Origin of the sequence: Microbacterium azadirachtae, from assembly GCF_000956505.1 — a bacterium.
GTDB lineage: Bacteria > Actinomycetota > Actinomycetes > Actinomycetales > Microbacteriaceae > Microbacterium > Microbacterium azadirachtae_A.
On the sequence record NZ_JYIX01000028.1, the window covers coordinates 61,626 to 74,670 of the forward strand.

At 68.4% G+C, this 13,045-nt stretch carries 18 protein-coding genes; 15 read left to right on the plus strand and 3 right to left on the minus strand.

Annotated features, from left to right (window positions below):
- Nucleotide 1: 1 nt before the first annotated feature.
- From rplF to map, 8 genes are all read left to right on the plus strand, one after another.
- The gene (gene rplF / locus RS86_RS04625) at nucleotides 2–538 is read left to right on the plus strand and encodes a 50S ribosomal protein L6 (RefSeq protein ID WP_045271052.1); all 537 of its coding nucleotides are present in this window, start codon (nucleotides 2–4) and stop codon (nucleotides 536–538) included.
- Nucleotides 539–540: 2 nt separating this feature from the next.
- The gene (gene rplR / locus RS86_RS04630) at nucleotides 541–900 is read left to right on the plus strand and encodes a 50S ribosomal protein L18 (protein WP_045271053.1); all 360 of its coding nucleotides are present in this window, start codon (nucleotides 541–543) and stop codon (nucleotides 898–900) included.
- The gene (gene rpsE, locus RS86_RS04635; protein ID WP_045271054.1) at nucleotides 897–1,586 is read left to right on the plus strand and encodes a 30S ribosomal protein S5; all 690 of its coding nucleotides are present in this window, start codon (nucleotides 897–899) and stop codon (nucleotides 1,584–1,586) included. Before rplR ends, rpsE begins: the two co-directional genes overlap by 4 nt.
- The gene (gene rpmD / locus RS86_RS04640) at nucleotides 1,586–1,771 is read left to right on the plus strand and encodes a 50S ribosomal protein L30 (protein ID WP_018171461.1); all 186 of its coding nucleotides are present in this window, start codon (nucleotides 1,586–1,588) and stop codon (nucleotides 1,769–1,771) included. The genes rpsE and rpmD overlap by 1 nt, the downstream gene beginning before the upstream one ends.
- Nucleotides 1,771–2,292: a 50S ribosomal protein L15 gene (rplO, locus tag RS86_RS04645; protein ID WP_082076561.1), complete on the plus strand. Its 522-nt coding sequence runs from the start codon at nucleotides 1,771–1,773 to the stop codon at nucleotides 2,290–2,292. The genes rpmD and rplO overlap by 1 nt, the downstream gene beginning before the upstream one ends.
- A 103-nt stretch (nucleotides 2,293–2,395) precedes the next feature.
- Nucleotides 2,396–3,718 (plus strand): preprotein translocase subunit SecY, encoded by a 1,323-nt coding sequence (gene secY, locus RS86_RS04650; RefSeq protein ID WP_045271055.1) that lies wholly within the window; start codon nucleotides 2,396–2,398, stop codon nucleotides 3,716–3,718.
- Entirely contained in the window at nucleotides 3,715–4,329 is a 615-nt protein-coding gene (locus tag RS86_RS04655) for an adenylate kinase (protein WP_045271056.1), read from the plus strand. Before secY ends, RS86_RS04655 begins: the two co-directional genes overlap by 4 nt.
- 1 nt (nucleotide 4,330) lies before the next feature.
- Complete coding sequence (map, locus tag RS86_RS04660; RefSeq protein WP_082076562.1) at nucleotides 4,331–5,182, plus strand: type I methionyl aminopeptidase; 852 nt, start codon at nucleotides 4,331–4,333, stop codon at nucleotides 5,180–5,182.
- Nucleotides 5,183–5,569: 387 nt separating this feature from the next.
- Here the strand turns inward: map and RS86_RS04665 are convergent, their stop codons facing one another.
- Entirely contained in the window at nucleotides 5,570–6,271 is a 702-nt protein-coding gene (locus tag RS86_RS04665) for a hypothetical protein (RefSeq protein ID WP_235281616.1), read from the minus strand.
- 266 nt (nucleotides 6,272–6,537) lie between these two features.
- Between RS86_RS04665 and RS86_RS04670 the strand changes: the two genes are divergently transcribed.
- The 7 genes from RS86_RS04670 to rplQ all read left to right on the plus strand — a co-directional run bounded on the left by RS86_RS04670 (nucleotide 6,538) and on the right by rplQ (nucleotide 10,409).
- On the plus strand, nucleotides 6,538–7,209 hold the full coding sequence (locus RS86_RS04670) for a DsbA family protein (protein WP_045271057.1): 672 nt from the start codon (nucleotides 6,538–6,540) through the stop codon (nucleotides 7,207–7,209).
- Nucleotides 7,210–7,354: 145 nt separating this feature from the next.
- The gene (infA, locus tag RS86_RS04675; protein ID WP_018171468.1) at nucleotides 7,355–7,576 is read left to right on the plus strand and encodes a translation initiation factor IF-1; all 222 of its coding nucleotides are present in this window, start codon (nucleotides 7,355–7,357) and stop codon (nucleotides 7,574–7,576) included.
- Between the two features lie 66 nt (nucleotides 7,577–7,642).
- On the plus strand, nucleotides 7,643–7,759 hold the full coding sequence (rpmJ, locus tag RS86_RS04680; RefSeq protein WP_005050492.1) for a 50S ribosomal protein L36: 117 nt from the start codon (nucleotides 7,643–7,645) through the stop codon (nucleotides 7,757–7,759).
- A 163-nt stretch (nucleotides 7,760–7,922) separates the two neighbouring features.
- Entirely contained in the window at nucleotides 7,923–8,297 is a 375-nt protein-coding gene (rpsM, locus tag RS86_RS04685; RefSeq protein ID WP_045271058.1) for a 30S ribosomal protein S13, read from the plus strand.
- A gap of 30 nt (nucleotides 8,298–8,327) precedes the next feature.
- Nucleotides 8,328–8,726, plus strand: coding sequence for a 30S ribosomal protein S11 (gene rpsK, locus RS86_RS04690; RefSeq protein WP_017829189.1), 399 nt, complete (start codon nucleotides 8,328–8,330; stop codon nucleotides 8,724–8,726).
- A gap of 126 nt (nucleotides 8,727–8,852) precedes the next feature.
- Nucleotides 8,853–9,842, plus strand: a complete 990-nt coding sequence (locus RS86_RS04695; protein ID WP_045271059.1) for a DNA-directed RNA polymerase subunit alpha — start codon at nucleotides 8,853–8,855, stop codon at nucleotides 9,840–9,842.
- Nucleotides 9,843–9,875: 33 nt separating this feature from the next.
- Nucleotides 9,876–10,409, plus strand: coding sequence for a 50S ribosomal protein L17 (gene rplQ / locus RS86_RS04700; protein WP_045271060.1), 534 nt, complete (start codon nucleotides 9,876–9,878; stop codon nucleotides 10,407–10,409).
- Between the two features lie 167 nt (nucleotides 10,410–10,576).
- Here rplQ and RS86_RS04705 read toward each other — a convergent pair whose 3' ends face one another.
- Both RS86_RS04705 and RS86_RS04710 read right to left on the minus strand, forming a co-directional pair.
- Nucleotides 10,577–12,130: a hypothetical protein gene (locus RS86_RS04705; protein ID WP_045271061.1), complete on the minus strand. Its 1,554-nt coding sequence runs from the start codon at nucleotides 12,128–12,130 to the stop codon at nucleotides 10,577–10,579.
- The gene (locus RS86_RS04710; RefSeq protein WP_082076563.1) at nucleotides 12,127–12,933 is read right to left on the minus strand and encodes a glycosyltransferase family 2 protein; all 807 of its coding nucleotides are present in this window, start codon (nucleotides 12,931–12,933) and stop codon (nucleotides 12,127–12,129) included. Before RS86_RS04710 ends, RS86_RS04705 begins: the two co-directional genes overlap by 4 nt.
- Nucleotides 12,934–13,045: the final 112 nt, after the last annotated feature.

Below are 13,045 nucleotides of genomic sequence, written 5' to 3' on the forward strand. Positions count from 1 at the left end.
AATGTCGCGTATTGGACGACTTCCCATCGAGATCCCCGCGGGCGTGACCGTTTCGGTCGACGGCCGTGCGGTTTCGGTGAAGGGCCCTAAGGGCGAGCTCGCGCTCACCGTGGCCTCTCCCATCGAGGTGTCGGTCGAGGAGAACCAGGTTCTCGTCACCCGCCCGGACGACGAGCGCTCCTCGCGTTCGCTGCACGGTCTGACCCGCACGCTCATCAACAACGACATCATCGGCGTGACCCAGGGCTACTCCAAGGGCCTCGAGGTCGTCGGCACCGGTTACCGCGTGCAGCAGAAGGGCAGCTCGGTCGAGTTCGCCCTCGGCTTCTCGCACCCGGTCCTGATCGACCCGCCCGCCGGCATCACCCTGACGGTCGAGGGCAACAACAAGCTCACCGTCAGCGGCATCAGCAAGCAGGCCGTCGGCGAGGCGGCTGCGAACATCCGCAAGATCCGCAAGCCCGAGCCGTACAAGGGCAAGGGTGTGCGCTACGCCGGCGAGATCGTGCGTCGCAAGGCCGGAAAGAGTGGTAAGTAACGATGGCTATCAAGACGAAGTCCGACGCCCGCTCGCGTCGTCACGCCCGTCTTCGCAAGAAGATCCAGGGCACCGAGGCGCGTCCGCGCCTGGTCGTCACCCGTTCGGCCCGCCACGTCTTCGTGCAGCTGGTCGACGACAGCAAGGGCCGCACCGTGGCCAGCGCCTCCACCCTCGAGACCGACCTGCGCGGCTTCGACGGTGACAAGACCGCCAAGGCCCGCAAGGTCGGCGAGCTCGTCGCCGAGCGTGCGAAGGCCGCCGGCGTCTCGGAGGCTGTGTTCGACCGTGGCGGCAACCGGTACGCCGGTCGCGTCGCGGCCATCGCCGATGGCGCCCGTGAAGGGGGGCTGGCACTGTGAGTGACATCAAGGAGAACGAAGTGACCGAGACGGCTCCTGCCGCCGAGAACGCGGCCGGTTCCGAGGCCCCGCAGCGCGATGAGCGCCGCGGCGGCCGTGGTGGCCGCGACCGCGGCCAGGGCGGCCGCGACCGCAACTCCCGCGACCGTGGGGACAACCAGTTCCTCGAGCGCGTGGTGACCATCAACCGTGTGTCGAAGGTCGTCAAGGGCGGCCGTCGGTTCAGCTTCACCGCGCTCGTCGTGGTGGGTGACGGCAACGGTCTCGTGGGCGTCGGCTACGGCAAGGCCCGCGAGGTCCCGCTCGCCATCTCGAAGGGTGTCGAGGAGGCCAAGCGGAACTTCTTCCGCGTGCCGCGCTCCGCGAGCACCATTCCGCACCCGGTGCAGGGCGAGGCCGCTGCCGGCGTCGTGCTGCTCCGTCCGGCCGCTGCCGGTACCGGTGTCATCGCCGGTGGTCCGGTCCGCGCCGTGCTCGAGTGCGCCGGTATCCACGACGTGCTGTCGAAGTCGCTCGGTTCGTCGAACACGATCAACATCGTGCACGCGACGGTGGCGGCCCTGAAGCAGCTCGAGGAGCCCCGTGCGGTCGCCGCGCGTCGTGGCCTCGAGTTCGACCAGGTCGCCCCGGCGCGTCTCGTCCGCGCAGAGGCCGAGGCCATCGCTGCGCAGAAGGCAGGTGCCTGATGGCTGCGCGCCTCAAGGTCACGCAGGTCAAGTCCAAGGTGAGTGAGAAGCAGAACCAGCGCGACACGCTGCGTTCGCTCGGCCTCAAGCGGATCGGCGACTCGGTCGTCCGTCCCGACGATGCCCAGACCCGCGGTTACGTCCGCACGGTCGCTCACCTCGTCAAGGTTGAGGAGATCGACTAATGGCTGAGAAGAAGGAAGCGGCCACCAAGACCGCTGCCAAGAAGCCCGCCGCCAAGAAGGCCGAGGAGACCACGGTCTCCCGTCCCGGCGTCCTGAAGGTGCACCACCTGCGTCCGGTCCCCGGCGCCAACACCGCGAAGACCCGTGTCGGTCGCGGTGAGGGCTCCAAGGGCAAGACCGCCGGTCGCGGCACCAAGGGCACCAAGGCCCGCAACACCGTTCGCGTCGGTTTCGAGGGTGGGCAGATGCCGCTGCACATGCGCACCCCGAAGCTGCGCGGGTTCAAGAACCCGTTCCGCGTGGAGTACCAGGTCGTGAACCTGGAGAAGCTCGCCGAGCTCTACCCGGCCGGTGGCGACGTGACCGTCGCCGACCTGGTCGCCAAGGGCGCGGTCCGCAAGAACGAGAAGGTCAAGGTCCTGGGCAACGGCGACATCGCCGTGGCTCTGACCGTGTCGGTCGACAAGGTCTCCAGCTCTGCGGAGCAGAAGATCGTCGCCGCCGGCGGATCCGTCAAGTAACACCCGTCGAGAGGGGCCGGAGATATCTCCGGCCCCTCTTGCGTTACCCTGGGTAATTGACTGTCCCTCGTCGGGCGTCATCCCTTTGCAGGAAGGCAAGCTTTTGTTCAGCGCCATCGCGCGGATCTTCCGCACGCCTGATCTTCGACGCAAGATCGGCTTCACGATCGCTATCATCGCGATCTACCGCCTCGGATCCACCGTGCCCGCCCCGTTCGTGAGCTTCCCGAACGTCTCAGAGTGTCTCGCGCAGAACAGCGGCACCGAGGGACTGCTCGGGCTCGTCAACCTGTTCTCCGGCGGCGCGCTGCTGAAGCTGTCGATCTTCGCCCTCGGCGTCATGCCGTACATCACGGCCTCGATCATCACGCAGCTGCTCCGCGTGGTCATCCCGCACTTCGAGGCGCTGCACAAGGAGGGCCAGGCCGGCCAGGCACGGCTCACGCAGTACACGCGCTACGTCACCATCGCGCTGGCGCTGCTGCAGTCCACGACCCTCGTCACGGTCGCGCGCACCGGCCAGCTGTTCGGTCAGACCGGCGTCGCCGCGTGCAACCAGCTGCTCACCAACGACGTGTGGTGGGCGCAGCTGCTCCTGATCATCACGCTGACCGCCGGCACCGGCCTCATCATGTGGTTCGCCGAGCTCGTCACGGAGAAGGGCATCGGCAACGGCATGTCGCTGCTGATCTTCACCTCGATCGCCGCGACGTTCCCCGGCGCCATGTGGGCCATCTGGCAGACGAAGGGCTTCGAGGTCTTCTTGCTCGTCCTGCTCGTCGGCATCATCGTGATGACGCTGGTCGTCTTCATCGAGCAGTCGCAGCGCCGGATCCCGGTGCAGTACGCGAAGCGCATGGTCGGTCGCCGCACGTACGGCGGCACCAACACTTACATCCCGATCAAGGTCAACATGGCGGGCGTGATCCCGGTCATCTTCGCCTCGTCGCTGCTGTACATCCCGATGCTCGTCGCGCAGTTCAACATCCCGCAGGACGGCAAGACGCCGCCCGCGTGGGCGACGTGGATCATGACGTACTTCGTCAAGGGCGACCACCCGATCTACATGATCACGTACTTCCTGCTGATCATCGGCTTCACCTACTTCTACGTCGCGATCACGTTCAACCCGACCGAGGTCGCGGACAACATGAAGAAGTACGGCGGCTTCATCCCGGGCATCCGTGCTGGACGTCCCACGGCCGAGTACCTCGACTACGTGCTCACCCGCATCACGCTGCCCGGATCCCTCTACCTCGGTCTCATCGCGCTGATCCCGTTGATCGCACTGGCCACGGTCGGGGCGAACCAGAACTTCCCGTTCGGCGGGGCGTCGATCCTGATCATCGTCGGCGTCGGCCTGGAGACGGTCAAGCAGATCGATGCACAGCTGCAGCAGCGACACTACGAAGGGCTCCTACGATGACGGCATCCGCAACCTCCACCGCACGCCTGCTGATCGTGGGCCCGCAGGGCTCCGGCAAGGGCACGCAAGGAGTGCGGGTCGCTGAAGCGTACGGTGTTCCGGTGGTCTCCACGGGTGACATCTTCCGCGCCAACATCAAGGCGGGCACGCCGCTCGGCAAACAGGTCACAGCGATCCTCGATGCGGGCGACCTCGTCTCGGACGAGCTGACCGGCGAACTCGTGCGCGACCGTCTGTCGCAGCCCGACGCCGAGGCCGGCTTCCTCCTGGACGGCTATCCCCGCAACGCCGCGCAGGTCGTGCACCTGGACGCGTTCCTGGCCGAGTCGGGCACCGCGCTCGACGCGGTGATCCTGCTCGACGTGCCGCGCGAGGAGAGCATCGCCCGCCTCGAGCTGCGCGCGACCGAGCAGGGCCGCGCCGACGACACCCCCGAGGCGATCGCGCACCGTCTGGACATCTACGAGGCGCAGACCGCCCCGATCCTCGACGCCTACGGCGCGCGCGGCATCGTCGACACGATCGACGGCGTCGGCAGCCTCGACGAGATCACCGAGCGCATCTTCGCGGCGCTGGGCGCCCGCGGTCTCGTGCGCACGGCTGCGGTCTGACGTGGCGTTCCGCCGCTCCATCTACAAGAGTCGTGCCCAGTTGGGGACGATGGTCGAGCCCGGCCTGATCACGGGCGCGGCGCTCACAGCGGTGCGCGCGGCCGTGCGTCCCGGCATCACGACGGGGGAGCTCGACGCGATCGCCGAGCGCGTGATCCTGGATCGCGGCGCCGAGTCGAACTTCAAGCTCGTGCGCGGCTACCGGCACACCACCTGCATCTCGGTCAACGACCAGGTCGTGCACGGGATCCCCGGATCGCGCGTGCTGCAGCCCGGTGACATCGTCTCGATCGACTGCGGTGCGCAGTTCCGCGGCTGGAACGGCGACAGCGCGATCACCGTGATCGTTCCCGACGAGGCGCAGGCGGAGGTCGTCGCCGCGCGACAGGCCCTGTCCGACGCGACAGAGGGATCCATGTGGGCCGGGATCGCCGCGATGGCGTCCGCGAAGCACCTGGGCGACATCAGCGCGGCCATCGAGGACCACATCCTCGGCGCGGGCCCCTCGCCCGTCTCGGGGAAGCCCTACGGGATCCTGCGCGAGTACGTCGGACACGGCATCGGCCGCAAGATGCACGAGGCGCCGAGCCTGTTCAACTACCGCACGCCGGACCGCGGCGCGGAGGTGCGCCCCGGTCTCGTACTCGCGATCGAGCCCATGGTGACCGCGGGCTCCGACCAGACGTACGTCGAGGACGACGACTGGACCGTCTCCACGACCGACGGATCAGACGGCTCGCACTGGGAGCACAGCGTCGCTCTGCACGACGACGGCATCTGGGTGCTCACCGCCGCCGACGGGGGTGCGGCGGGCCTCGCCGCCTACGGCATCACGCCAGCCCCGATCGCCTGACGGTCGGCCCGCGCTCGTACGAGAAACCACCTCCCGCACGAGGCACCACGACTGACATGGTGTCTCATGCAGGAAGTGGTTTCTCGCGTTCTGGTCGCACGGCACGAGGTCGGGTGCGGAGCGTAGCGAGCATTGCGAGCTGAGGCGGGCGCAGGAGGGGCACGCCGGCAGCCGACAGAGCGCGCTGCAGGGGCGCGATGCGCCAGACGTCGCTCAGATCCCACCGTGCGAACGGGTGTCCGCGCCGACGCAGACGATCCTCGCGGCGTTTTTCGTCCTTGAGACGCGCGGCCGCGTTCGCCGCGTCTTGGAAGTCGTACTTGCGCCAGCCGTCGCTCTCGCCGATCGCGCCGACCGAGGGGAAGAAGAAGTCCACACGGTCGCGTACTACCTCGTAGTGGAACTTCTCCTGGAGTTCGGGGTCCTCGAATCCGCACCACTCGATCGCGGCACGGCTGACGCTTTCCGCAGCGACTCGGAGCGGCCGTCCGCCCGTTCCCAGAGCCAGCGCTGCCGCGCGGAGCCCCTGGTCGTGGTCTGTGCGGCGGCGTGCTCGCGCAACTCCGTCAGGTCAAGCGGGCCACCCTGCGTCCGGGACATCGCCGCGTCCACGACCGCCAAAGCCTCGGCGGGAGGCAGGACACGGCTGAGGTCGATGACCGTGTCGATCATCGAGGTGCAGAGGAGCGAGCCTCGGCGAGCGACCGCGCGGTCGTGCATGCTCGTGTGCACGCACACATCGCCGAAGCGCCGCGATCGACTGCGGTCCGCGTCGAAGACGTGGATGTCCCGTGTCTCGCCGAAGAGTGGAAGCCCCCACATGACCGCCGCCGACTCCAGGCACAGCACGGCGGCGGGGTGCGCGCGGACGAAGGCGTGCACGCGCGCCGCATAGCGTTCCCATGGGGGCAGTGTCAGATACGCGGTGCGCGGCGCGTAGATCCCCGAACGTACTCGGACATGCGCCGTGGAGGCGACGCGGATCCCCAGCATGCGGGCCTCCGCGGACGTCACGAGCGGCACGGGAGAGGTCAGCGCGGCGCGGTCGGAGAGCAGGAGCGGCATGATCGCATCCTGCGCCTTCAGCACGATCCAGATCCTGCCCGCCTCGCAATCTGTGCAGAACCTCGGCGCGCAGGTTCGCGAGTGGACCGAATGGACGTCGGCGAGAAACCAGATCCCGCGTGACACACCAGGCGTGCCACGATGTCTCACCCAGGATCTGGTTTCTCGCGAAAAGAGACCCCGAGGGAGCGAATTCTGCGCTCCCACGACCCTCAAAGGCTGGACACGGCACAATGGGGAGACATAGCTGAGCGGATCCGCCGGGCGGGTCTGGACAAGGAGACACACACATGGCCGCTGCCAAGGGCAGGACCAACGGGTTCGCCATCGGGATCACCGCCGCCGTCGTCGCCGTGCTCATCGCACTCGTCGGCGTCGTCGTCTGGCTCAACAACAAGGCCACGGATCCCGGCGCTGTGCCGAAGAGCGCGATCATCAACACCGACACCGGCGCCGTCACCACGGGCTCCGGCAAGGACAAGGTCGCCGTCTTCGTCGACTTCCAGTGCCCGATCTGCAAGACCTTCGAAGGCGAGTACGGCTCGAAGCTCCAGGCGCTCGCGAAGGAGGACAAGATCACGCTCGAGTACCACCCGATCGCGATCCTGGACCGCTTCTCGCAGGGCACGAACTACTCGTCGCGCGCGGCCGCGGCCGCCTACAGTGTCGCTCAGGAGACCCCGGACAAGTTCCTCGACTACCTGAACCTCCTCTTCGAGAACCAGCCGACCGAGAATACGCCCGGTCTCACCGACCAGCAGCTGATCGATTACGCGAAGCAGGTCGGCGCGGACAAGGCAGAGGCCACGATCAAGGCGAACACCTTCTTCAAGTTCCCGACGGCGCAGGCCACGGCCCACAAGATCCAGGGCACGCCCACGATCGAGATCAACGGTCAGCGCCTCGACACCAGCAAGCAGAGCGACGTCGCGAAGCTGCAGGCCATCGTCGACCAGAAGTAACCACGCCGCATTTTGCGGATCCGCGGATCCGGACTACCATAGATCCTTGGTGCTTTGCGCCTTGGTCCGGCGTGTCCGGATCCGCACAGTTCCACTCCATCCACCCACCGCAGATCGACCGGTCTGCAGAAGCGTCAGCGAGGCTATGGCTAAGAAAGACGGTGTCATCGAGATCGAAGGCGTCGTGTCCGAGGCGCTGCCCAACGCGATGTTCCGCGTTGAGCTCTCCAACGGACACAAGGTCCTTGCAACGATCTCCGGAAAGATGCGGCAGAACTACATCCGCATCATCCCCGAGGATCGCGTCGTCGTGGAGCTCTCGCCCTACGACCTCACGCGCGGCCGCATCGTCTACCGCTACCGCTAGGCCGGTCGAGAAGTAACACCCCAGGCGTCCGCGCCTGCCCGGTGAAGACAGCGATAAGGAAACAACATGAAGGTCAACCCCAGCGTCAAGCCGATCTGCGACCACTGCAAGGTGATCCGCCGCCACGGCCGCGTCATGGTGATCTGCAAGAGCAACCCGCGCCACAAGCAGCGCCAGGGTTGAGCAGCGGGCTCCGGCCCGTCACTCTCGCAATCTCACAACTCAAAATGAAACGGCAGGATCAGACGTTTCGACCGGCTCCGCAGTTGGAAGAAGCCGACACCTCGGGCGGAGGCCCGGGCACCGATCCTGCTCCACACCTCCACAACACTCCAGGAGTTACCGCATGGCACGTCTTGCCGGCGTCGACATCCCGCGCGACAAGCGCGTGGTGATCGCCCTCACGTACATCTACGGCATCGGCCGTACCCGCTCGGTCGAGATCCTCGCCGCCACCGAGATCGACGAGTCGATCCGCGTCAAGGACCTCTCCGACGACCAGCTCGTCGCCCTCCGCGACTACATCGAAGGCACCTACAAGGTGGAGGGTGACCTCCGTCGCGAGGTCGCCGCCGACATCCGTCGCAAGGTCGAGATCGGCTCCTACGAGGGCATCCGCCACCGTCGTGGCCTGCCGGTCCGCGGTCAGCGCACCAAGACCAACGCGCGCACCCGCAAGGGCCCCAAGCGCACCGTCGCCGGCAAGAAGAAGGCCCGCTAAGCGGCGGCCAGGGAATAGGAGAAAACTTTCATGGCTGCACCTAAGGCCGCCGCGCGCAAGCCGCGCCGCAAGGAGAAGAAGAACATCGCGTTGGGCCAGGCCCACATCAAGTCGACGTTCAACAACACCATCGTCTCGATCACCGACCCGTCCGGCGCTGTCATCGCCTGGGCGTCCTCCGGTGGCGTGGGCTTCAAGGGCTCGCGCAAGTCCACCCCGTACGCCGCCGGCATGGCCGCGGAGTCGGCCGCCCGTCAGGCCGCCGAGCACGGTGTGAAGAAGGTCGACGTCCTCGTGAAGGGTCCGGGCTCCGGTCGCGAGACCGCGATCCGCTCGCTGCAGGCCGCCGGCCTCGAGGTGGGTTCGATCCAGGATGTGACGCCGCAGGCGCACAACGGCTGCCGTCCGCCGAAGCGCCGCCGCGTCTGACGCGTCTTGAGGATCCTCGGATCTCGATCCTGTCGAGACCGGGGATCCTCACCCGCGTTTCTTCCACAACTCAAGACCTCACCCACACGTGTCATATAGCGGGCACGTGATCGAAAGGAACACACAGTGCTCATCGCACAGCGTCCCACTCTCACCGAGGAAAAGATCTCCGAGAACCGTAGCCGGTTCGTCATCGAGCCGCTCGAGCCCGGCTTCGGCTACACGATCGGCAACGCGCTGCGTCGCAGCCTGCTCTCCTCGATCCCCGGCGCGGCCGTGACCAGCGTCCGCATCGACGGCGTCCTCCACGAGTTCAGCACCATCCCCGGTGTCAAGGAGGATGTCACCGAGATCATCCTCAACATCAAGCAGCTGGTCGTCTCCTCGGAGCGCGACGAGCCCATCACGGCCTACCTGCGCAAGACCGGCGCCGGCGAGGTCACCGCGGCGGACATCTCCGCTCCGGCCGGCGTCGAGGTGCACAACCCCGAGCTGGTCATCGCGACCCTCAACGACACCGCCAAGTTCGAGCTCGAGCTCACCATCGAGCGCGGCCGCGGCTATGTCTCCGCAGCGCAGAACCGCAGCGAGTACGCCGAGGCCGGCCAGGTGCCGATCGACTCGATCTACTCGCCCGTGCTCAAGGTCAGCTACCGCGTCGACGCCACCCGCGCCGGCGAGCGCACCGACTTCGACAAGCTGGTGCTGGACGTCGAGACCAAGAACTCGATCGCCCCGCGCGACGCCGTCGCTTCGGCCGGCCGCACGCTGACCGAGCTGTTCGGTCTCGCCCGCGAGCTGAACGTCGAGGCCGAGGGCATCGAGATCGGCCCGGCGCCGGTCGAGGCCGTGCTCTCGAACGAGCTGTCGATGCCGATCGAAGACCTCGATCTGTCGGTCCGCTCGTACAACTGCCTCAAGCGCGAAGGCATCAACACGGTGTCCGAGCTCGTCGCCCTCTCGGAGACGCAGCTCATGAACATCCGCAATTTCGGACAGAAGTCGGTGGACGAGGTGCGCGACAAGCTCGTCTCGCTCGGCCTGTCGCTGAAGGATTCGGTGCCCGGTTTCGACGGCGCCCACTTCTACGGCGGCTCCGAAGACGAGTCCTTCTGATACCCGAACCTTTCCGATCCAGGAGTAAGAACAATGCCTAAGCCCACCAAGGGTCCCCGCCTCGGAGGCGGCCCGGCCCACGAGCGTCTGCTGCTTGCGAACCTCGCCGCCCAGCTGTTCGTTCACAAGTCGATCAAGACCACCGAGACCAAGGCCAAGCGCCTGCGTCCGCTGGCCGAGCGCCTCGTTACCTTCGCCAAGCGCGGCGACCTGCACGCACGCCGTCGCGTGCTGACGGTCCTGCGCAGCAACAAGGAGGCGACGCACATCCTGTTCGCCGAGATCGCGCCGCTCGTCGCCGAGCGTGAGGGCGGCTACACCCGCATCACCAAGGTCGGCAACCGCAAGGGCGACAACGCGCCCATGGCCGTGATCGAGCTCGTGCTCGAGCCCGTCACCCCCAAGGTGAAGAAGGCCGCTGCGAAGCCCGCCAAGGCTGAGAAGGCTGCCCCGGCCGCCGAGGCTACCGAGGCTCCGGCTGAGGTCGTCGAGGAGGCCGTCGAGGCCCCCGCCGCCGAGGCGGCTGAGGCTCCGGCCGAGGCTGCCGCGGAGGAGAAGGCCGAGTAAGGTCCCTCGCTCGTACGAAGCCCGTCGCCCCCTGTGGGGCGGCGGGCTTCGTCGTTCCCCGCCGGTGCCCTGCCCTCTCTCGCGCCGCCGACGCCACTTCCGAGTCGTCCCTGTGAGCGCACGCCATAGAGTGCGCTCACAGGGACGACTCGGAATGTAGGCAGGCGTCAGGGAGCGGGGCAGATCACGATGCCGTTGGCCGCGACGAGGGGGGATCCGGTCGCGCATGTGCCGTAGCCGAGAGTCGGCGTGTGGCGCATCGCGGGGGCGTCGAACAGCCCGAGGTGCGCGCCGGTCAGCACGACGGACGACACCGGCCCGCCCCAGGGCTTCGCCGCGAGCCACTCCACGTCGTTGTCGCGCACCCACTCCGCGAGCGGCGCGACCGCGGCCCGCTGCTGAGCCAGGGTCTCGGCAGGGGTCCGTGTGGCGCGCACGGCGTCTCCGACCGCACCGCCGGACACCACGGCGGCCAGTGCGAGGGCCGCGGCGACGGCCGTTGTGCGCATGAGGCCGCGCGCGCCGGAGGTCCCGCGCCGACGCCACAGCGCCACCACGGCGCGCACCGCGATCGCGGCGAGGATCGGAGCGAACGCGAACACGCCCACCGCGGGATGGCGCACCCACAGCGGCAGCTGAGCGGCCTGCGACCACCAGCCGACGAACGCGAGCAGACCGACGGCGGATCCGAATCCGAGCGCGAGCAGCTGCGGATCCCGTTCCCACCAGCGCGGGCGATGCAGCTGCGGGAGGGAGTCGGCGCCCTGCGGATCCGGCGCGCGCAAGCCTCGTTCGGCATTCCTCCGTCGACCGGGCAGCGCCGCCCACACCACCACGACGGCGGCGAGCAGGACCGCGACGGCGACGAGCCACCACGGCAGGAACCAGGATCCGGCCAGCGTGCCGAGCTTCTGCGGCACCGTGGTCGGCTCGATGTGCTGGCCGCCGCTCAGCAGGAAGCCGCCCAGTGCGCGCACGTGGCGGGCATAGCCCGTGACGCCGAGCGAGACGAGCGCGATCAGCTCCATCAGCACGGTGGGCGCGGCCACGAACGCCAGTGGCACGATCGCGCGACGCAGGGTCGCGCCGAATCTCTGCCGGAACGGCGCGGCGGGGGTGAGCAGGAACAGTGCGACGGCGAACGCAGGCAGGGCGAGCAGCGCGATGAGCTTCGCCTGCACCGCCAGTCCGAGCAGCAGCCCCGCGAGCCAGGCGCGGCGCGGCAGCACGATCAGCGCCCACACGATGAGCGCGGCCGCGGCGATCTCGCCGAGCAGGTCCGCGGGGCCCTGGATCGGCGAGACGCTGTCGGCCGTGTTGAACGCGAGCGGGAGCGCCACCGCGATGAGCGCTCCGAAGCGGCCGGCGAGACGCCGTCCGAGGACGCCGAGTCCGACGAGCAGCAGCACCCAGTACGCGAGGGGCACGAGACGGGCGCCGATCACCGGATCCGCGCCCAGCGCCAGCACTCCGGCGACCGGCAGCAGCACGACGGGACCGGTGGAGATCCGCGGATCGAACGGCGTCAGGGTCGAGCCCGACAGCGTGCCGTCGCTCGCATAGCCGAGGCCGGCGAGCAGGTTTCGCGGCACGGTGAGGTTGAAGGCCTCGTCCTCCCAGAATCGCAGCACGGTCAGGCTGTGCCACATCACGATCGCGTTCGCGACGATCAGCAGCCCGAGCAGGACCCAGAACGCGATTCCGGAGAGGCGTCGAGTCATGCGGATCCAGGTCCCTCGAACTCGAGCGCCCGCAGCGGCGCTCCAGGGCGCAGCGACCAGGTCCAGGCCTCGCGCAGCGCGCTGAGCGCGAAGAGCACGAGCTTCTTGGGCGGCAGCGACGGGCGGGCGACCTTGCCCCACATCGTTCCGGTGCTCGACGCACCGCGGCGGGGGATGCTGCGCACGCTCAGGTAGCGCACCGCGAACCCGGCCCGCACCTCGGCGAAGGAGAAGTGCACGTGCGGCACGAGGGCGTCGGACGGCACGGCGTTCACGAGGATCTGCAGCGCCTCGGGGCGGTAGGCGCGCAGAGGGGTGTTCACGTCGGGGACACCGCGTCCGACGATGACCGCGGTGAGCAGGCGCACGCCGGCGGTGAGCAGGCGGCGGTACCAGGCATCGGTGCGGGAGTGGCGCACGCCGTGCACGACGTCCGCGCCCGTGCGGCCGAGGGCGCGCACGGCGGACGCGATCTCGGATCCGAGGAACTGCCCGTCGCCGTCGACGTGCACGATCGCATCGGGGGAGAGCGCGAGCCCCCCGCGGTACGCGGCGAGAGCCGTGGGGCCGTGGCCGCGGTTGGCCGGCTGGGTCTGCACGTCGATGTCGACGATGCCGGACAGGGCGGCGGCCGTGCCATCGGTGGAGCGGTCATCGGCGACGACGAAGGTCACGCGTTCCGCCAGCGGGGCGACGGCGGTGCGGATCTCATCGATGAAGCCGCCGATGCCCTCGACCTCGTTGTAGGCCGGCATGACGACGGCCAGATGGGCGTACTGCACTCGAACCTCGAGCCTTCTCATGGAGGGCCCGTGCGGGCCGGGGCGGGACCCGTCGGAGCCACGGCGGCACCGGCGGAGTCTTCGCGGAGGAAGGAGCGGGGATCCGCCCGTTCATGCCAAGCGTCCTGGGCCG